This window comes from Cellulosimicrobium sp. KWT-B (assembly GCF_002127155.1).
Taxonomy (GTDB): domain Bacteria; phylum Actinomycetota; class Actinomycetes; order Actinomycetales; family Cellulomonadaceae; genus Cellulosimicrobium; species Cellulosimicrobium funkei.
Genome location: NZ_NEDO01000002.1, coordinates 433,144 through 452,703 on the forward strand (window position 1 = coordinate 433,144; position 19,560 = coordinate 452,703).

At 74.1% G+C, this 19,560-nt stretch carries 16 protein-coding genes; 3 read left to right on the top strand and 13 right to left on the bottom strand.

The annotated features are described in order from the left end of the window. Window positions 1–25: 25 nt before the first annotated feature. From B9L22_RS08120 to B9L22_RS08140, 5 genes are all read right to left on the bottom strand, one after another. Window positions 26–745, bottom strand: coding sequence for an ABC transporter ATP-binding protein (locus B9L22_RS08120; protein WP_021483127.1), 720 nt, complete (start codon window positions 743–745; stop codon window positions 26–28). Next, window positions 732–1,796: an ABC transporter ATP-binding protein gene (locus B9L22_RS08125; RefSeq protein WP_083711550.1), complete on the bottom strand. Its 1,065-nt coding sequence runs from the start codon at window positions 1,794–1,796 to the stop codon at window positions 732–734. Before B9L22_RS08125 ends, B9L22_RS08120 begins: the two co-directional genes overlap by 14 nt. Further along, complete coding sequence (locus B9L22_RS08130; RefSeq protein WP_233139883.1) at window positions 1,793–3,187, bottom strand: branched-chain amino acid ABC transporter permease; 1,395 nt, start codon at window positions 3,185–3,187, stop codon at window positions 1,793–1,795. The genes B9L22_RS08125 and B9L22_RS08130 overlap by 4 nt, the downstream gene beginning before the upstream one ends. Then, window positions 3,184–4,242 carry a branched-chain amino acid ABC transporter permease gene (locus B9L22_RS08135; RefSeq protein ID WP_043657230.1) on the bottom strand — a complete coding sequence of 353 codons (1,059 nt, stop codon included), beginning with the start codon at window positions 4,240–4,242 and terminating at the stop codon, window positions 3,184–3,186. The genes B9L22_RS08130 and B9L22_RS08135 overlap by 4 nt, the downstream gene beginning before the upstream one ends. Before the next feature lie 114 nt (window positions 4,243–4,356). Then, on the bottom strand, window positions 4,357–5,610 hold the full coding sequence (locus B9L22_RS08140) for a branched-chain amino acid ABC transporter substrate-binding protein (protein WP_086149952.1): 1,254 nt from the start codon (window positions 5,608–5,610) through the stop codon (window positions 4,357–4,359). A gap of 653 nt (window positions 5,611–6,263) precedes the next feature. Here B9L22_RS08140 and B9L22_RS08145 point away from each other — a divergent pair. Continuing rightward, window positions 6,264–6,467, top strand: a complete 204-nt coding sequence (locus tag B9L22_RS08145; protein WP_009861351.1) for a cold-shock protein — start codon at window positions 6,264–6,266, stop codon at window positions 6,465–6,467. A 108-nt stretch (window positions 6,468–6,575) separates the two neighbouring features. Here the strand turns inward: B9L22_RS08145 and B9L22_RS08150 are convergent, their stop codons facing one another. Both B9L22_RS08150 and B9L22_RS08155 read right to left on the bottom strand, forming a co-directional pair. Beyond that, entirely contained in the window at window positions 6,576–7,349 is a 774-nt protein-coding gene (locus B9L22_RS08150; RefSeq protein WP_086149953.1) for a hypothetical protein, read from the bottom strand. Window positions 7,350–7,507: 158 nt separating this feature from the next. Then, the gene (locus B9L22_RS08155) at window positions 7,508–11,314 is read right to left on the bottom strand and encodes a bifunctional RecB family nuclease/DEAD/DEAH box helicase (protein WP_233139884.1); all 3,807 of its coding nucleotides are present in this window, start codon (window positions 11,312–11,314) and stop codon (window positions 7,508–7,510) included. A 386-nt stretch (window positions 11,315–11,700) separates the two neighbouring features. On the opposite strand from B9L22_RS08155, the gene B9L22_RS08160 reads away from it, so the two are divergent. Together B9L22_RS08160 and B9L22_RS19660 are read left to right on the top strand one after the other, a co-directional pair. Next, window positions 11,701–12,723: a hypothetical protein gene (locus B9L22_RS08160; RefSeq protein ID WP_086149954.1), complete on the top strand. Its 1,023-nt coding sequence runs from the start codon at window positions 11,701–11,703 to the stop codon at window positions 12,721–12,723. 82 nt (window positions 12,724–12,805) lie between these two features. Next, a complete protein-coding gene (locus tag B9L22_RS19660) occupies window positions 12,806–13,018 on the top strand; it encodes a hypothetical protein (protein ID WP_143317180.1) in 213 nt (70 codons plus the stop codon). A 28-nt stretch (window positions 13,019–13,046) separates the two neighbouring features. Here the strand turns inward: B9L22_RS19660 and B9L22_RS08165 are convergent, their stop codons facing one another. From B9L22_RS08165 to B9L22_RS08190, 6 genes are all read right to left on the bottom strand, one after another. Beyond that, on the bottom strand, window positions 13,047–13,811 hold the full coding sequence (locus tag B9L22_RS08165) for an amino acid ABC transporter ATP-binding protein (protein ID WP_043656078.1): 765 nt from the start codon (window positions 13,809–13,811) through the stop codon (window positions 13,047–13,049). A 74-nt stretch (window positions 13,812–13,885) separates the two neighbouring features. After that, window positions 13,886–14,893, bottom strand: coding sequence for an amino acid ABC transporter permease (locus B9L22_RS08170; protein WP_034655424.1), 1,008 nt, complete (start codon window positions 14,891–14,893; stop codon window positions 13,886–13,888). A gap of 144 nt (window positions 14,894–15,037) precedes the next feature. Then, complete coding sequence (locus tag B9L22_RS08175) at window positions 15,038–15,988, bottom strand: ABC transporter substrate-binding protein (RefSeq protein WP_061267903.1); 951 nt, start codon at window positions 15,986–15,988, stop codon at window positions 15,038–15,040. A gap of 236 nt (window positions 15,989–16,224) precedes the next feature. After that, on the bottom strand, window positions 16,225–16,392 hold the full coding sequence (locus B9L22_RS08180; protein ID WP_076404313.1) for a methionine/alanine import family NSS transporter small subunit: 168 nt from the start codon (window positions 16,390–16,392) through the stop codon (window positions 16,225–16,227). Continuing rightward, window positions 16,389–18,053, bottom strand: coding sequence for a sodium-dependent transporter (locus tag B9L22_RS08185; RefSeq protein ID WP_086149955.1), 1,665 nt, complete (start codon window positions 18,051–18,053; stop codon window positions 16,389–16,391). The genes B9L22_RS08180 and B9L22_RS08185 overlap by 4 nt, the downstream gene beginning before the upstream one ends. A gap of 128 nt (window positions 18,054–18,181) precedes the next feature. Next, window positions 18,182–19,474: an FAD-binding protein gene (locus B9L22_RS08190; RefSeq protein ID WP_086150228.1), complete on the bottom strand. Its 1,293-nt coding sequence runs from the start codon at window positions 19,472–19,474 to the stop codon at window positions 18,182–18,184. Between the last annotated feature and the right edge of the window lie 86 nt (window positions 19,475–19,560).

The window sequence follows — 19,560 nt, forward strand, 5'->3', positions numbered from 1 at the left end:
GCGTCCGGCCGGGACGGGATGCCCGTCAGGCGACGCCGAGGTACGCCTCCTTGATGCTCGAGTCCGCGAGCAGCTCCCTGCCGCCCCCGCTGCGCACCACCTCACCCGTCTCGAGCACGTACGCGCGGTGCGAGCGCGACAGCGCCTGCTGCGCGTTCTGCTCGACGAGCAGCACCGTCGTCCCCTGCGCGTTGATCTCCGACACGATGCGGAAGATCTGCTGGATGACCATGGGCGCGAGCCCCATCGACGGCTCGTCGAGGAGCAGCAGCCGCGGCCGGGCCATGAGCGCGCGCCCGATCGCGAGCATCTGCTGCTCGCCGCCCGACATGGTGCCGCCCACCTGCTCCTTGCGCTCCGCGAGCCGGGGGAAGAGGTCGAAGACGCGCTCGACCGTCTCGTCGTGCTCGGCCTTCGACGCGAACGTGCGCGCGTACGCGCCCATCTCCAGGTTCTCGACGACCGTCATGCCGGGGAAGATGCCGCGGCCCTCGGGCGCCTGCACGATGCCCTCGAGCACGCGCAGGTGCGCCTTCATCTTCGTGATGTCCTTGCCGTCGAAGAGCACCTTGCCGCGCGCCACCGGGCGGATGCCCGAGATGGCGCGCATCGTCGTGGTCTTCCCGGCGCCGTTGGCCCCGATGAGGGTGACGAGCTCGCCCTCCTCGACGGTGATCGAGATGCCGCGCACGGCCTCGATGCGCCCGTAGGCGACCGTCATGTCCTGCAGCTCAAGCAGGGGCATGGCCGCTGCCTCCTTCGGTGGTGGGGGCCGCGGGCCCGACGCCGTCCGGGCCGTCCAGCTCCTCGTCGGGCACGCCGAGGTACGCCGCGACGACCTTGGGGTCGTTCGTGACCTCGTCCGGCGTGCCGTCCGCGATGACGCGCCCGAACTCGAGCACGACGATCCGGTCGGTCACCCCGCGCACGAGGCGCATGTCGTGCTCGATGAGCAGCACGGTGTAGCCGTCGTCGCGGATGTGGCGGATGAGGTCCATGAGGGACTCCTTCTCCGCCGGGTTGAAGCCGGCCGCCGGCTCGTCGAGGCACAGCAGCTTCGGCTCGGTCGCCAGGGCCCGCGCGATCTCGAGCCGGCGCTGGTCGCCGTACGAGAGGTTGCGCGCCTTCTCCGTCGCCCGCCCGCCGACGCCCACGAACTCGAGCAGCGCGAGCGCCCGGTCGATCGCGTCCCGCTCCTCGCGCCGGTGCCGCGGCGTGCGCAGCAGCGCGCCGGGGACCGACGTGCGGTGCCGCGCGTCCGACCCGACGACGACGTTCTCCAGCGCCGTCATCTCGTTGAACAGACGGATGTTCTGGAACGTGCGGGCGATGCCGCGCTGCGTGATCCGGTAGCGCTTGAGCTTGCCCACCGGGGAGCCGTCGAAGACGACCTGCCCCTGGGTGGGCCGGTAGACGCCCGTCATCGCGTTGAACGCGGTCGTCTTGCCCGCGCCGTTCGGGCCGATGAGCCCGAGGATCTCGCCGCGCCGGATGTCGAACGTCACGTCGTCGAGCGCGACGAGGCCGCCGAACTGGACCGTGACGTTCTGCATCTGGAGCAGCGGCTCGCCGACGCGCGCGTGGACCGTGCGGTCGGGCGCGACCATCGCGTCGACGAGCTCGGGGTTGGCGAGCTCGGGGCGCACGTCCGCGACGTCGACGACCGCCGGCTCCTCGAGGACGGCTCCGGGCATGTACAGGTCGGCACGCGAGGAGTCGGCGCGGCCCGACGACGCGAGGTGCTCGTCGCCGTGCTCGCCGCCCGCGCCGATGCCGCCGGGGTCGTGGGTGCTCATCGGGTCTCCTCCCCGGTCGTGGTGCCGTCTGCGCCGGTCCCGGTCGTCGTGCCCGTCGCGCGCGTCGCGCGGGAGCCGCCCGACGCCGTGGCGACCGCCGGGGAGCCCGGGCGGGCGCCGTCGTCGGACCCGCTCCGCGTGGCGGCCTGCGCCGCGCGTCGCGCGGCGACGTAGAGCTCGCGCCCGTAGGCGAGGAGCTTCTGCCGGACGGGGAGGAGCCCTTGCGGACGGAAGATCATGAGCACGACCAGCGCGATCCCGAAGAACAGGTACCGGTAGCTCGCGATCTCGTTGCCGTTGATCGGGATGCCGAACAGCTCCGTGCGGCCGAGGAAGAAGTTCGGCAGGTACACGATGATGAACGCGCCGAGGATCACCCCGAGCTTGTTCCCCTGGCCGCCGAGCACGACGGCGCACAGGAAGAGCACGGAGTTGATGACGTTGAAGTTCGTCGGGATGACGAACTGGACCTGCCCGGCGTAGAGCGCGCCCGCGACACCGCCGATCGACGCCCCGATGACGAACGCCCACAGCTTGAAGCGGAACGTCGGGACGCCCATGATCTCGGCCGCGTCCTCGTCCTCGCGGATCGCGACCCAGGCGCGCCCGACGCGCGAGCGCTCCAGGTTCCCCACGAGCAGCAGCGAGATGACGATGAACACGAGGCTCAGCCAGTACCACCACACGCCCGAGTTGAGCGTGCCCGCGGCGTTCCCCGCGGAGAAGACGCCGTTGGGCAGCTCCTCTGTGACGCCCACCCGGGGGTAGGCGACGCCGCGCAGGCCCTGGCCGCCGCCCGTCAGCTCGTCGAGGTTGTCCGCGAGGAGGCGGACGATCTCGCCGAAGCCCAGCGTGACGATGGCGAGGTAGTCGCCGCGCAGGCGCAGCGTCGGCGAGCCGAGGATCAGCCCCGACAACGACGTGATCGCGACCGCGATCGGCAGCGCCGCGAGCCACGCCCAGTCCTTCGACAGCCACTCGTCGGTCTGGTTCCACGGGCTGTCGGGGCTCGTGAGGATCGCGACCGTGTACGCGCCGATGGCGTAGAAGCCGACGTAGCCCAGGTCGAGGAGGCCGGCCTGGCCCACCACGACGTTGAGGCCGATGGCGATGAGCGCGATCATGCCGAACTGCGCCATCACCCCGCCGAAGTTGGTGCCCACCGTGGTGAGCACCGGGATGTTGAGGATCGGCACGAGCGCCAGGAAGATCAGGAACGGCACGCCGATCGCCCACTGCGTGGGCCGGGCCTGAGCGTCCCACCACAGGCGCAGCCGGTCGCCGACGCCGCTGTGCGGCCGGTCCTTCGTCGCGACGCGGCCGGCGGGCGGCATCGCGGTGGGGCGACCGCCGTCGGGCGCGGGGGCGGGTGCAGGTGTCGAGGTGCTCATGCGCGGGCCCTCCCCAGCGACTCCCCGAGGATGCCCGTCGGGCGGAACATCAGGACGATGATGAGGAGCGCGAACGCGACCACGTCGCGCCACTCCGTGCCGAACACGACCTGGCCGTAGTTCTCCATGACGCCGAGCAGCAGGCCACCGAGCAGCGCGCCGCGCAGGTTGCCGATGCCGCCGAGCACCGCGGCGCAGAACGCCTTGATGCCGAGGATGAAGCCGCCGGAGTAGATGATCCCGTTCGGCACGCGCAGCGTGTAGAGCAGCGCGGCCGCACCGGCGAGGATGCCGCCGATGAGGAACGTCAGCATGATGACGCGCTCGCGCGAGACGCCCATGAGGGTCGCGGTCACCGGGTCCTGCGCGACGGCGCGGATGCCGCGGCCGAACTTCGTCCGGTTGATGAACATGTCCGTCGCGAGCGCGAGGACCAGCGCCGACAGGATGATGACGAGCGTGATGTTCGTGACCGGCGCGCCGCCGATCGTGAACTGCACCTCGGGCTGGACGAGCCGGATCGGCTGCTGCGCGTTGACGCCGCCGAGCGTGCCGCCCGTGAGCTTCGGCAGCACGAAGTGCACGAACTCCTGGATGATGAACGACATCCCGATCGCGGTGATGAGGAAGACGAGCGCCGGTGCGCCGCGCCGTCGCAGCGGCCGGTACGCCACGCGTTCCAGCCCGACGGCGGCACCGCCCGCGACGAGCATCCCGCCGAGCATCGCGATGCCGAGGTAGAGCACCGTCAGGGCGATGCCCTTGTCGTACGCGTTCCCGCTCGGGTAGAAGCCGAGCAGCATGAGCGTCGCGTACTGCCCGAACATGCCGAGCATGAAGACCTCGGAGTGGGCGAAGTTGATGAGCCGCAGCACGCCGTAGACGAGCGTGTAGCCGACGGCGACGAGCGCGTAGATCGCGCCGTAGGTGAGGCCTTCGATGGTGAGGCCCCAGAAGTTCCGGGCGAGGCCCGCGATGTTGAAGTCGATGAGGGACTGGTGGACGAGGGGGCCGGCGGTCGCGCTGTGCATCAGCGCGTCAGCAAGAGCGGGCATGACGCTCCCTGGTTCGTTCTCTGGGGTACGAGGTCGTGGTCCACGACGGGCGCCCCGCCGACCGGTCCCCGCGCGGGGCGGGGACGTCGGGGCGGGGCGCCCGTCGTCGTCGGACTACTGGACCTCGTAGATCCAGATGAGCGCGGAGGCGAGCTCGCCCGTGTCGTCCCACTCGTAGGCGCGGGCCAGGCCCTCGCCGGAGTAGTTCGCCACGTAGTCGATCAGGCCCGCACGGTCGGTCACGCCCGAGGCGATGCCCGTGAGCATGATCGTCGCGAGGTCGTAGCCCTCGACCGAGTACACGCCCGGCGCCTGGCCGTTCGTCTCCTCGTAGGTGGCCGCGAAGTCCTCCGGGGCCGGGCCGCACGGGCAGGAGAGGATCGCGCCCTTCGACGCGGCACCCGCCTGCGAGACGAACTGCGGGTCGTTCGTGCCGTCCGCCGAGACGAACGGGATGTCGACGCCGCCGTCGCGCAGGCCCTGCACGAACGGCGCAGCCTCCGCGTAGTAGCCGGCGTAGAAGACGGCGTCCGCGTCGGCGCCGGAGATGATCTGGACGGCGGCCGAGAAGTCCTTGTCGCCGGTCTTCACCTCGGCGGCGCAGTCCTCGTTCGCGGCGTCGCCCAGGCCCTCGGTGATCTGCTGGGCGAGGCCGATGCCGTAGTCCGAGTTGTCGGAGACGACGCAGACGCTGCCGAAGTCCTTCGTGTTGACGAGGTACTTCGCGACCGACGGGCCCTGGACGGCGTCGTTCGCGAGACCGCGGAAGAAGTTCGTCCAGCCGTTCTTCGTGAGGTCGGGGTTGGTCGCCGACGCCGTGAGCGACAGCAGGCCCGCCTGGTTGAACACGTCGCCCGTGGCGGCCGTCTCGCCCGAGAACGCGGGGCCGAGCAGACCGAGCACGCTCGCGTCGCCGACGATCTGCGGCGCGACCTGGGTCGCCTTCTGCGGGTCACCCTCGGTGTCGAACGGCTTGAGCGTGACCTGGCAGCCCGGGTTCGCCTCGTTGAACGCGTCCACCGCGACCTGGGCGCCGTACTGGATGTTGAGGCCGAGCGCGGCGTTCGGGCCCGTCAGAGCTCCGGCGACCGCGATCGAGGTGCCCTCGGCACACTCGGCGCTGCCGTCACCGGCGGGGTCCGTCGGGTTGCCGGCCGCGGTCGCCTCGACCTCGGCGCCGTCGATGTCGATCTGGACCGACGGGACGATGCTCAGGTCGGCCGAGCCGCCGCCGTCGTCGGTCTCGGTCGACGTCCCGCTCGTCTCGTCGCCGCCGCCCTGGGACTGGGGACCGCAGGCGGTGAGGACGAGGGTGGCCGCGAGGAGCAGGGCGGCACCCCCGCTCGCCCGTCGTGCTGTGCGATGCATGCCAACCTCCGTGGTCCTGATCCCCGCGGAGGCAGCCCAAGCCGCCTCTCTCCGCGGTCGATCGCTGAATTCAACACTGAATTGCGTGCTGAATAGTGACACAGGTCACCCGGGGACGAAACCTCCCCGCGGTCGCGCCGTCCGGAGCCCTCCGCGGCATCTCGGAGGGCTCCGGACCCACGAATCCGCGGGAGGGGGCGCCTCCGCGTTCCTGGGTGACGCGAACGTAGGCGGATCGGGTTTCGTGGGACGCAGGGAGTTGTTACCGACTCGTAACGCAAGGGTCTCGTTTCGTTCCGTGAACGGTACGAACGTCCCGTTCTGAGCCCTCGACGCGCCCTGGTGCGGCACGCTCCGCGCACCTCACGGGGAGCGCTCGGGGACCTTCCGGGCGCCTCCCCGCGCGCTCCCTGCACCCGCCACCGCGGATGCCACGGGGGTCGGCACAACAGCTCGCGGCAACCCATGGCCAAGAGGGGGCCTACCATGTACGGTTGTCTCCGAGATTGCAGTGCCTCGCTTGTCCTCGCGTCGACGTGACCGCCACCCGGCGGGTGCCCGGCGGACCTTGTTACCCAAGAGTTGACGACGAACACCGTGATGTACTCCCCTGCGCCCGCGGGGGGTGTTTCCACACTCTTGAAGGAGTAACAATGGCTACCGGAACCGTGAAGTGGTTCAACAGCGAGAAGGGCTACGGCTTCATCGCCCCCGAGGACGGCTCGGCCGACGTGTTCGCGCACTACTCCGCGATCCAGTCGCAGGGCTTCCGCACGCTGGAGGAGAACCAGCGCGTCGAGTTCGACGTGACGCAGGGCCCGAAGGGCCCGCAGGCCGAGAACATCCGCCCCGTCTGACCCGATCTCCTCGGTAGCGGCTCGCCGCACCGATCGATCGTTCCTCGAGTGCCCCCGACCCTCCGGTCGGGGGCACTCGTGCGTTCCGGGCAGCGAGGCGGGGCGGCCTCAGAACTCGCCGAAGCCGCCGAAGTCGTCGAAGCCGCCGCCGTCGAACCCACCGCCGTCGAAACCGCCGCCGTCGAATCCGCCGTCGGCACCGCCCGCGGGGTCCCCGCCCGACGCCTCGACGGCGCCGCCGTCAGCGCCACCCTCGGCGGCTCCCGGGTCCTCGCCTGCGCCCGGGTCCTCGGCGGCCGCGTCCTCGGCCACGGGCTGGCTCGGGTCGGCGAACGCGGGCCCGAACAGCGCGTTCGCGACGGCGGACCCGATGACGACGCCCGCGATCGTGCCCAGCAGGCTGGACCCGACCATCGCGCCGAACCCGGGGCCCGCCTGGCCCCGGCCCGCGAAGGTGCGCTCCAGCGTCCCGGGCTGCCGCATCTCGGCCCGCGTCGCCATGCGGGCGAGGTCCTGCGGGGCGTCCGACGTCGCCCGCTCGCCCGCCGGGACCCGCTCGCCGAGCTCGGCGAGCACCTGCCGGCGCTGCTCCGGCGTGAGCCGCGCGAAGGCCTCGGCGTGCGCCTGCTCGACGGCGTCCGGCGGGGCGGTGCGCAGCAGGTAGCGGTAGCGGTCGATCGCCACCTGGTCGGGCGTGCGCTGCCCGGCCGCGGGCCGGGCGTCCTGCGGGGCGCTGCCGTACGCGGGCTGCTGGGCCGGGTACTGCGTCGGGTAGGGGTTCGCGGGCTGCGTCGAGGGCTGGGCGCCGTAGGGGCCCGTGTGCTGCGGCGCGCCGCCGTGGTCTCGCGGCTCGCGGCCGAGGAGCCGGTCCAGGAATCCCATGGGTCGTCCTCCGGGGGTGGGGGCGCCGAGCGGTGCGCTCGCGCCGGGGTCGTGGCCGGGTACGGCTCACTCCCCGACCAACGACGCGCACCGGCCCGCGGTTCCGGCGGTCGTTCCGGAGTGCCGTTCCGGCGGCTCCGACGCCGGGGCGTCGCCCGTCAGGACGTGAGGGCCAGGAACGCGCCGAGCTCCTCCAGACCGCGGGCCGACCGGGGCAGCGTGTCGGTGAGCCCCGGCGAGCGCACGACGACCGCGCTCCACTGGGCGCGCGACACCGCGACGTTGAGGCGGTTCCGGGACAGCAGGAACCCGAGCCCGCGCGACGCCTCGTGCCCGGACGACGCCGCGAGCGTGAGGATGACGACCGGTGCCTCCTTGCCCTGGAACCGGTCGACCGTCCCGACCTCGACGTCCGGGTAGCCCGCGTCGCGCAGGGCACCACGCACCGCCCACACCTGCGCGTTGTACGGGGCGACGACGAGCACGTCGCCCTGCCCGAGCGGACGCTCGTGCGTGACGCCGTCGACCGTCGTCGTCCAGGACCGGCCGAGGACGTCCGCGACCTGGCGCACGACCTCGGCCGCCTCCTCCGTCGAGCGCACGGTGCTGCCCGCGTGCTCCACGAGCACCTGCCGCACGCCGGGCGCGACGCCGTCGAGGCGGCGGGCCGCGGCGAGCGGGTGCGCCCGCAGCCGGTCCTCGTAGGAGAGCGTCGAGACCGCCGCGGCGAGGTCCGGGTGCAAGCGCCACGTGGTCGCGAGGAAGTAGCCGCGCTCGGGGGGCAGCACCCCGTGGCCGTCGGCGAGCCAGGCGAGCGCCGAGCGGTCGACGGGCTCGGGGTGACGGCCCTGGCTGACCTGCGGGAGCTGCTGCGGGTCGCCGAGCAGGAGCAGGCGGCGGGCCGCCCGCGCGACCGCGACCGTGCTCGCGAGCGAGAACTGGCCCGCCTCGTCGACGACGAGCAGGTCGAGCGTGCCGGCGGGCAGCCGTTCGGCGGCGAAGTCCCAGGCGGTGCCGCCGACGACGCGCGGCCCCGGCTCGGTCGCGAACGCGGCGAGGTGGGCGCCGTCGAGCTCGGCGTACACGGCGCGCGGCGACGGCCCGTCCGCCGCGAGCTTCTTCGCGACGAGCTCGCGCGGCACGCCCGCGCCGAGCACGACCGCGCGCAGCAGGTTCTCGACCACGGCGTGGGACTGCGCGACGACGCCGACGCGCCACCCCTGTGCGACGAGCCGCGCCACGACCCGCGCGCCGACGTACGTCTTGCCCGTCCCGGGAGGGCCCTGCACGGCGAGATACGAGTCGTCGAGCCGCTCGACGGCCGCCGTGACCGCGTCGACGACGTCGTCCGCGACGGGCGGCAGCGCGCCGCCCGTCACGCTGCCGGCGCCGTCGGCTCCGTCCGGAGCGACGTCGGGTGCGGCCGGACCGGCGGGCACGAGGCGCGGCGGCCGGCGCAGCAGCAGGTCGGTCGCGGCGTCCTGCGGGAGCGAGCCCGTGGCTCGCCACGTGGCCAGGGCGTAGCGCGCCGCTTCCTCGGTCGCGACCTCGAGCGGCTTCGTGCCCGGCCCGGGCGACGGGGTGAGCGCGACCGGGGTCGCGTCGAACGGTTCCGCGCTCGTCGGAAGCTGCTCGCGCACGACGAGCACGTCGCGCTCGCCCGCCGGCGTCGCGCGGCGCCCGGCGTCGAGGATCGCCCCGCCGGTGAGCCAGCCCCGCACGCCGTCGACGGCCGTGCGGGCGCACGGCGGCAGGGGCGGGTCGTAGAGCACGAACGGGGCGACTCCCACGCGCAGGTCGCTGCCCTCGGGCAGCCGTCCGACGAGCTCGAGGCGCCGGGACCACGTGCGCCGTCCCGGCTCGACCTCCCACCCCGAGACGACCTCGGCCTGCTCGACGAGGAACGCGTTCCGCCGTCCCAGCCACTCGTCCGGCGGGAGCGCGAGGCGGGAGTAGTGCTCGTGCCAGAACGGCTTGGCCTCGCGCCGGTGGTACCCGGCCGCCGCCCCGTACATCGCGAGCGCCTGCTCGCCCGCGGTGCGCCGCGCGCGGTCCTCGCCGACGGCCTGCCGGATCTCCTCCTCCAGCAGCACCGCGGACGACCGCTCGCGCTCCCCGGCCTCGGCCCCGGTCTCGGTCTCGGTCTCGACGACCCCACCGGTCGTGGCAGCCGCGGCGCTCGCGGCGCCCGGGCCTGCCGCCACGCCGGTCGTCGTGGCCGTGCCAGCCGTCGTGGCCGCGGCATCGGCGTCGCGACCCGCGGTCCCGGCGACGGCCGCGGCCGCCTCGCGCAGCCACGCGGCGAGGCGCAGCGTCGACACGCAGTCGTACCGGTTGTAGTCCGCGATCCCCTGCAGGAGCTCGGCCGCCTCCTCCCCGCGGCCCGCGTCGCGCAGGGCGGTGTACTCGGCGTACGCGACGACGGACGCGGCGCCCGTGGTCACGTCGCCGGTGCGCAGCTCGTCGCCCATGTAGAGCGGTTCGAGCTTCTTGATGGACCGCGAGCGGTCGGACACGTGCAGCGCCTGCCGCACGACGGCGTACAGGTCGACGAGCACGCCGTCGCGCAGGAGGTCGTCGACCTCCTCCTCGTAGACGCCGTGCCGCGCGGCGATCGCGAGCAGGTGCGCGCGCTCGTAGTCGGCGTAGTGGTAAACGTGCAGGTCGGGGTGGACGCGGCGACGCGCGTTCACGTGGTCGACGAACGCGACGAGCGCGTCCCGCTCCGCCGCGAGGTCGTGCGCCCACAGGGCGTGGAACGGCGGCCGGTCCGCGGGCGTCGCCGGACGCTCGACCCACCCGAACAGGTAGTCGATCCCCCAGCTCGTGCCGCCCGCGTCCGTCCACAGCGGGTCGCCCTCGAAGTCGAAGAAGAGGTCGCCGGGGCTCGGCTCCGGCAGGGCGAGCACGGGCGCCGGGTCGTCGATGCGCCACGACAGCTCGTGCGGCCCGGACGCGTCGGCCCACACGACCGTGCCGTCGGACGGGCCGGTGCCGAGCTGGAGCCCGGCCTGGCGCCGCACGCGCGCGAAGGTCGACCTGCTCATCCCGGCCGGGACCGGCGTCTCGTCGGTCGCGGCGGCGAGCTCGTCGATCGTCCGGATCCCCGCCGCGTGCAGGGCCGCGCGCTGCGACTCGTACACGCCCCCGACGAGGAGCACGTCCCGGCGCGCCTCCACCTGCGCGCGGCAGTCGGCGCAGCGCCCGCACGCGCGGACCGCCGGGTCGTCCCACGGGGCGCGGCCCTCGCGCGCGACGTGCTCGGCCGTCAGGCGCACGAGCCGCTCGCGCCGGTCCCGGTAGACGGGCAGCAGGTCGGCCAGGCGATGCGACGTGCGCTCGCGCGTGCCGAGGACGAGCGAGACGTCCGGGTCCACGGGGACGCCCGCGGCGAGGAGCTGGTCGCCGTAGGCCGCGAGCTGGAGCAGGGCGGGGACCTTGGCGCGGCGCGCGAGCTTGGCGTCCACGACGGCGTAGCGCGCCGCGCCCGCGTCGTCCGTGCCGGTGCGCACGAGGAAGTCGGCCCGGCCGTGGAACGCGCCGTCGAAGAAGGCGGCCTGGTGCACGACGTCCGCCCCCGCCTCGACCGCGGCGAGCGTGCGCGCCTGCGCGGCGACGAGCTCGTCCCACGAGGTACCGCGCGGCGGCTCGACGTGCACGACGCCGCGGCCGGTCACCGGGTCGAACGGGCCGTGCTCGGCCTCGTAGCCCGCGAGCACCGCGCGCTCGTGCCGGGCGCCGAGCTCGGCCGTGCGGGCGAGCATCGCGTCGTCGCCCTCGTCGCGGCGGGGCGCCCGCCCGAGCTGCTCGTCGAGCCGGCACAGGAGCCGGTACTCGCAGTCCGCGGCGACGACGAGGTCGCTCGCGGACAGCACGAGCGCCTGCTCGCGGGGTGGCGCCGCGCCGGCACCGGCCCGGTCGGCCACGGTCGCGGCCCGCAGCACCGGCTCGTCGACGAGGAACACGCACACCTCCGGTTCGGGACGGCCGCCGACGGCCGTCGCCGCCGACCGTCCGTCGGTCTGCGTCCGTTCTACCAGCGGCCACCCACGCGTCCGCCCCACCCCGCCCGCACCACTCGCCCGCATCGCCGCACCCACCGACGGCCCACCGGCCCCCGCCGACCACACCGCGCCGCCCGCCGCCCCCGGGCGGCCCCGCCCGCCGCTCCCCGGCCGACCCGTGCCCGGGATGAGGCGATTCGTGCCGACGGGCGGGGCTCCCCTACTGTTCCCGTCGGACGTCCCGCCCGGACGTCGTCGTCGGACGTCGCCGCGGCACGTCCACGCCGGACCGGGAGCCCCGCGGCTCCCGGCGCCCCCGCCCGGCGGGCGCCACCGAAGGAGGACCCATGGCCGTGCGCTTCGTACCGCCGCCGGGGTGGCCCGTGCCCGCGGGCTTCACCCCGACGACCGAGTGGCACCCGGACCCGTCCTGGCCGCCGCCCCCGCCCGGGTGGGTGTTCTGGGCGGACGACGCCGCCCCCGCGCCCGGGCCCGTGCCGCCCCCGGACGCGCCCGTCCTGCACGGCACCGAGCCGCTGCCCGTCGGGTCCGGCGCGCCGACCCGCCGGTCGCTGCGCGCCCGCTCGTCGGGCGCGACCCCGGCGGTCGGCCCCGAGGCCGACGCGACGCGCGTCGCGGCCGCCGTCCCGGCCGTCCCGCCGGCCCGGGGCGCCGTGGAGGACCACCCCGTGGCGAGCTCGACGATGATCCTCCCCCCGCTCGGCGGCATGCTCGACGACCCGGCCGCGCGCCCGTCGCCCGTCCCCGTCCCCGCCGCCCGCCCGGCGACGCCCGTCCCCGCCGCCCGCCCGACGCCGTCCGCCACCCCGGGTGCAGCCCCGGCGGTCCCGGCCCGGGCCGGGCGCTCCGGCGTCGTCCCGGTAGGGCCGCTCGCCCTGCCCGCGGCCGACGACGACGGCGACCACGCGCCGGAGCGGGGGCGGCGCTGGCTCGTCCCGACGGCGGTCGGCCTCGCGGGCGTCGCGGTCGGCCTGCTCGTCGGCATCGGCCTCACGCTCTCGGCGCAGGGCGAGGCGCAGCGCGAGCGGGCCGAGGCGCAGCGCGTGCAGAGCGAGGTCGCGGCGGAGCGCGAGCAGCTCGAGTCCGAGCGAGCCGACCTCGACGCCCAGCGTGCCGAGCTCGACGCCGCGACGGCCCAGCTCACGGAGCGCGAGGAGGCCGTCGCGCAGGCCGAGGAGGACGCGGCGAAGCGCTCGCAGGAGCTCGACGACCGCCAGAAGGAGCAGGACGACCGCGAGCAGGAGGAGCGTCCGGGGAACGGACCCGGGAACGGCGGCGGCAACGGGAACGACGGCGGCGACGGGGACGGCGGCGGGGGCGGCTGGGACTGGGGCGACTGGGGCTGGTGACCCGGCGGTCTCCACGAACGCCTCACGGACACGTCACCGCTTCCGGTCGCGGAACACACGTCCCTCACCGACAGTGGGAGGCGTGCTGACGCGATCTTCCTCTCCCACCCCCGACAGCGAGACCCCGATCTACGACGCCCTCGTGGTCGAGCACGAGAACATGCTGCCGCTCGTGCACCTCGGCCGGGCGCTCAGCGGGGAGATGGTCACGGTCGCCCGCCCCACGGGGCTCTCGCCCCGCCTCGCGCCCGAGCACGGGGCGCCCGCGCTCCCGCGTCGCCGCCGCGCCGGCTGAGCGGCTGCCCCGCCGTGCGGGGCGACGCCTACAGCACGTGGGCGAGGAACGACCGCGTGCGCTCGTGCTGCGGGTCCCCGAGCACCTGCTCCGGGCTGCCCTGCTCGACGATGACGCCCTCGTCCATGAAGACCACGGTGTCGGCGACCTCGCGCGCGAACCCGATCTCGTGCGTCACGACCATCATCGTCATGCCGGACCGCGCGAGGTCGCGCATGACGGCCAGCACCTCGCCGACGAGCTCGGGGTCGAGGGCCGACGTCGGCTCGTCGAACAGCATGAGCTCGGGGTCCATGGCGAGCGCCCGCGCGATGGCCACGCGCTGCTGCTGGCCGCCGGAGAGCTGCGCCGGGTAGTGGTCGGCGCGGTCCGCGAGGCCCACGCGGTCCAGGAGCTCGGACGCGCGCGCCCGCGCCTGCGCCTTGCTCAGCCCGCGCACCTGGACGGGCGCCTCCGCGACGTTCTCGAGCGCCGTCATGTGCGGGAACAGGTTGAAGCGCTGGAACACCATGCCGATGCGCGAGCGCTGCCGCGCCACGACCTTGGGGTGCAGGCGGTGCAGGCGCGTGCGGCCGTCCTTGGTGACCTCGCGGTAGCCCATGAGCTCGCCGTCGACCCGGACGCGGCCGCCCGTGATCTCCTCGAGCTCGTTGACGCAGCGCAGCAGCGTCGACTTGCCCGAGCCCGACGGGCCGAGCACGACGCACACCGAGCCGCGCGCGACCTCGAGGTCCACGCCCTTGAGGACGTGCAGGTCGCCGAACATCTTGTGCAGGCCCTCGACCTGCACCATCGGGGTGGCGTCGGTGGAGCGGCCCGCCTCCGGGGAGGTCCGGGGCGTCGCGGATGCCGTGTCGTGCGTCCCGCTCACGGGGTCACCTCCAGGAAGGGGTCGTCCTTCGTCGTGCCGGACGCGGCGATGAGGTCCTGCCGGTTCGGCTTGCGGCCGCGCCCGCCCGGGCCGCGCCCGCGGCGCCGCGTCGGCGTCTGCGTGCCGAACCCTCGGCCGTAGTACCGCTCCACGTAGTGCTGGCCGACCATGAGGACGCTCGTGATGAGCAGGTACCAGATGGCGGCGACCATGAGCAGCGGGATCGGCAGGAAGAGGCGGTTGCCGATCGCGTTCGTCGAGTACTGCAGGTCGAGCGTGAACGGCACCGCGAGGACGAGCGACGTCGTCTTGAGCATGGAGATCGTCTCGTTGCCCGTGGGCGGCACGATCACGCGCATGGCCTGGGGCAGCACGATGCGCGTGAGGATCTTGCCGTCCTTCATGCCGAGCGCCTTCGCGGCCTCGGTCTGGCCCGGGTCGACCGACCCGAGGCCCGCGCGCACGATCTCCGCGAGGTACGCCGCCTCGTTGAGCGAGAGCCCGATGAGCGCGCACACGAACGCGGTGAACAGGTCCGCCGTGCGGAACTCGAAGAACTCCGGCCCGAACGGGATGCCGAGGCTCAGGCGCGGGTAGAGCACCGAGATGAGGCCCCAGAACACGAGCTGCGTGTAGATCGGGGTGCCGCGGAAGAACCAGATGTAGCCCCAGCTCACCGACCGCATGACGGGGTTGTCCGAGCGCCGCATGATCGCGAGGAGCACGGCGAGGACGATCGCGATGAGCATCGAGCCGAACGTCAGCACGAGCGTCCAGCCCACGCCGCGCACGACCGTCACGTCGCGGAAGTACAGCCAGACGACGTCCCACCGGAACTTCTCGTTCGTCAGCAGGGCGTTGGCCGCCATCGCGGCGAGCACGAGCAGCAGGGCGGCGGAGATCCACCGCCCGGGCCGCGGGACGGGGACGGCGTGGATGCGGTCGGGGACCGGGTCGTCGGCCGGGCCGGCGGCGGCGCCGCGGGGGGAGCTACCGGTCGTCATGGTGCACCTCGGGGGGTCGGGGCTCGGGGGACGAGCCGGGCCGCGCGGTCGTCGTCGTCCGCGCGGTCGTCCCGGCCGCCGGCCGCGGGCGCCGGGTGGGCGCCCGCGGGACGGCGGGACGGACGGGGGCTGGCGAGGGGGTCGTCAGCCGACGGACGGGTTGAGCTCGGCGGTCTCCAGGGCCGCGTCGCCGCTGCCCCAGGCCCCGAGGATCTCCTCGAGCTGGCCGCTGTCCATGAGCGACTGCAGCGCGGCCTGGATCGCGGCGGCGAGCTCCGTGTCGTCCTTCGCGACGACGACGCCCTGCGGCGCGCTGTCGAACACGTCGCCGAGCTGCTCGAGCTGGCCGCCCGTCTGCTCGACGGCGTAGCCGATCACCGGCGAGTCGGCGTAGAGGACCTGCGCCTTGCCGCCCGCGACGTTCGTCGTGGCGTCGGACTGCGAGTCGTACTGGAGGATGTCGATCTTCTCCTCGCCGGCGTCGGTGCACGCCTGGCTCTGCACGGCGATGTCCTCGTCCTGGACCGTGCCCGTCTGCACGGCGACGGTCACGCCGCACAGGCTCTCGGGGTCGATGTCGTCCGGGTTGCCCGACGCGACCGCGTAGGCGGAGCCCGCGTTGAGGAAGGCGATCATGTTCGCCTCCTGCATGCGCTCCTCCGTGATGGTGAACGAGGAGATCCCGGCGTCGTACTTGGTGCCGAGCGCGGGGATGATCGCGGGGAAGTCGGCCGACTGGACCTCGACGTCGAGCCCGAGCGTCGCGCCGACGGCCTTGATGACGTCGATGTCGAACCCGATCGGCGTCTTGCCGTCGGCGTCGATGAACTCGGCGGGCGCGTACTCGGTGTTCGAGCCGACGACGAGCGTGCCCGCGGACGCGACGTCCTCGGGCAGGAGCGCGGCGGCCGCGTCGTCGACCTCGATGGTCGACGGGTCGAACGACGGCGCCGCCGACGTCTCGTCACCGGAGCCCGACGTGCTGCCGTCCGTCCCGGTCTGGGACGCGTCGGTGCACGCGGCGAGCAGGAGGGTGCTCGTCGCGGCGAGCGCGACGAGGCCGGTGAGGGGGAGCTTGCGCGGGGTCGTACGCATGGTGTCTCCGATCGGTGGGGGCCGGGCAGGGGCAGCGTAGACACCGATCGTCTCCGTCGTGTTACGTCAGCACCCGGCCCGCGAGGGCAGAGGAACGTACGGGGAACAGAGGACCCGGCGGTGCGCGGCACCTGCGCACGAGTGTGGGGCCGTTCGGCCCCGCTCACCAAACCGGCGGGGACATCGAGGCCTAACCGTGACGAACCGCACCCGCCCTCGGCGCGGACCGGCGCGGGCTACGTGTCGCGTGCGGCGGGCGCCTCGTCCTCGCGGTGGTCGTCCTCGTCCCCGGGCGGGTAGTCCGCCCGCTCGGGCTGGGCACGCAGCCGCAGGATGGCGACGAGCAGCCCGCCCCACACGACGACGATCGCGAGCACGAGCAGGATCACGGCCGAGGTGGTCATCGGGTCTCCTCCCGGTCGGCACCGGTCGCGGCTGCCGTCGCGCGGCCTGCTGTCGCACGGCCCGTCGTCCCACGGCCCGACGGCGCCCGGCCCGTACCCGCAGAGGCGTCACCCGGCGGGTACGGCGGCCAGGGGACGAAGTCGTCGGGGCTGCGGCGCCAGCGCATCGCGGTGAGCACCAGGGCGGCGAGCACCATGAAAGCGATCGCGCCCCAGCCGACGAGCGCGAGGTACCAGGCGGGGTACCCCTCGTAGCCGTCGACGACGAGCGTGACGATCCGCGACACGAGCATGTAGCCGAGCACGAGCGGGGCCAGCACGGCGACGAGCACCTGCCACCAGGGGCCGAGGCGGAACGTCGAGACGGCGTTGAGGTGGTAGCGCAGCTCCGGTCCGCGCCGCAGCACCCACAGCACGAGGACGGACATGAGCACGGCAGAGCCCACGATGCCGACGTTGTTGGCCCACTGGTCGGCGGTGTCGAGGGCGACGAGGCCGGTGGTGGTGGAGAAGAGCAGGACGGAGATGACCGCGCTCACGACGCCGAGGCGCACGGACGCCTGCCGCGGGGTCCAGCCGAACTTCTCCTGGAACCCCGCGGACACGACCTGAAGGATCGACAGGAGCGACGTGAACCCCGCCATGGCGAGGGACCCGAAGAACAGCGCACCGAAGATCGGGCCGCCCGGCATCTGCGACACGATCGCGGGGAACGTGACGAACGAGAGGATCGGCCCGCTGATGCCCTCGAGTTCCCCCACGCCGACCCCCTGCTCGTGCGCGAGGAAGCCGAGCGTCGCGAAGACGCCGATGCCGGCGAGGATCTCGAACGAGGAGTTGGAGAACGCGACGACGAGCCCCGGCGTCGTGAGGTTGGACCGGCGCCGACGGTAGGACGCGTACGTGACCATGATCCCGAACGCGATCGACAGGGAGAAGAAGATCTGGCTGTAGGCGGCGATCCACACGTTGGCGTCGCCGAGCGCCGACCAGTCCGGGGTGAACAGCGCGTTCAGCCCGTCCGCCGCGCCCTCGAGGAACAGCGAGCGCACCACGAGCACCGCGAACGCCACGACGAGCAGCGGCAGGAACACCGTGTTCGCGCGCTGCACGCCCTTCGCCACGCCGAGCGCGAGGACGACGATCGTCACGACCCAGACCGCGACCAGCGGCACGAGCACCGCCGGCACGAACTCCAGGCTGACGCCCGGATCGGCGAGCCGGAGGTAGTCGCCCGTGAAGAACGCGGCCGGGTCGTCGCCCCAGCGCAGGTCGAACGAGAAGACGAAGAAGCTCACGGCCCACGCGATGACGGCGGTGTAGTAGAGCGCGATGACGAAGCAGATCATCACCTGGAACCAGCCCAGACCCTCGAGCCACCGCGCGATCCGCCGGAACGCCGTCGGGGCCGAGCCGCGGAAGCGGTGCCCGATCGCGTAGTCGAGGAAGAGGATGGGGATGCCCGCGGTGAGCAGGGCGACGAGGTACGGCACGAGGAACGCCCCGCCCCCGTTCTCGTACGCCACGCCGGGGAACCGCCAGATGTTCCCCAGCCCGACCGCCGAGCCGATGGCCGCGATGATGAAGCCGACCTGCCCGGTCCACTCCTCGCGCGGCTGCTGGGTCGCGGGGTCGCCGCCGGCCGTGTCGGTCGCTGCCACAGTTCTCCTCGGTACCTCTGTCGTGCCATGCCCGCGCGGGCGCCGCGCGGGTCGGCGCGGCGGCGAGCCTCTCGGTGCTCGGACGACCGTAACGACCGGTCGGGCGCCGTGCGAGCCGACGGCGGTGCTCAGCCCGCGAGCAGGCGCTCGACGTACCCGCCGAGGAAGCGGCCCTGCGGGTCGTACCGCTGCGCGAGCGCGCCGAAGTCGTCGACGCGCGGGTAGAGCGCGGCGACGGAGCCCGGGTCGTGGACGAGCGCGTGCGAGAGCTTGCCCCAGTGCGGGCGCGCACCGAGCGGGAGGAGCGCGGCCTCGACGTCGGGCAGGACGCGCGCGACGTCGTCGGGCAGTGGCTTCCACGTGAGGTGCACGCCGACGGCCGGGCCGTCGAACGGGCTGAGCCACAGCGGCTCGGGGTCGGGCGCGACCGTGCGGATCTCCCCCACCTGGAGCAGCGGGGTGACGCGCGGGCCGAGGTCGCGCATCGCGGCGAACGCCTCCTGGGCCCGGGCGCGCGGCACGAGGTACTCCGACTGCAGCTCGGCGCCGTTGCTCGGCGTGAAGTCGAGCCGGAAGTGCGGCAGCCGCTCGTTCCACGGGCCGGGCTCCCCGAGCTGGGGCGTGCAGTGCACGGGGTCGATGCCGGGCAGGGGGTGCAGCATCGTCGTGGCGGGCGTCGCACCGAAGAGGTCCGCCCGCGCCGCGCCGGGCTCCCTCGGCGCGAGGCGGGACTTGCGCCAGACCTGCTGGACGCCGTCGGGCCCCCAGTCCGTGAAGAGGCTCACCGAGTACGCCGACGCGGTGATCTCGTCGTAGTGCGCCGTCACCGCGTCCCACGGCAGCCCGACGTGCACGTCCTGGCGCACGTCGAACGTCGGGACCGTCTCCAGCTCGACGCGCGTCACGACGCCCAGCGCCCCGAGCGCCACGACCGCTCCGGGGAGGTCCGCGTCGCCGCGCCGCAGCGTCCGGCGCTCGCCGTCGCCCGTGACCAGCTCCAGCCCGACGACGGCGCTCGCCAGCGAGCCGACCGCGTCGCCCGAGCCGTGGGTCGCCGTCGCGACCGACCCCGCGACCGAGATGTGCGGGAGCGACGCGAGGTTCGCGAGCGCCCGGCCCGCCGCCTGGACGGGCCGCGTCACGTCGCCGTACCGCAGGCCCGCCGCGACCGACACCACGCCCGAGGCCGGGTCGACCTCGACGGGGGCGCGGCCGTCGTCGTACCGGTCGAGGACGACGTGCGTGCCCGTCGTGTCCGCGACGTCCCCGAACGAGTGCCGCGACCCCAGGGCCTTGACGCGCGCCGACCGCCGCACGACGTCGGCCAGCTCCTCCGGGTTCGCGGGGTGCGCGACCCCGGAGGACCCGTAGGTGAGGTTCCCGGCCCAGTTCGCGAGACGCGGAGCGTCGACGTTCGTCACGCCCTCCACCCTGCCACCCTCTAGCCCGCCCGCCCCCGTCGAGCACGGGGTCGGCGACCGTCCCGGGGCCGATCCGGTCGCGGATC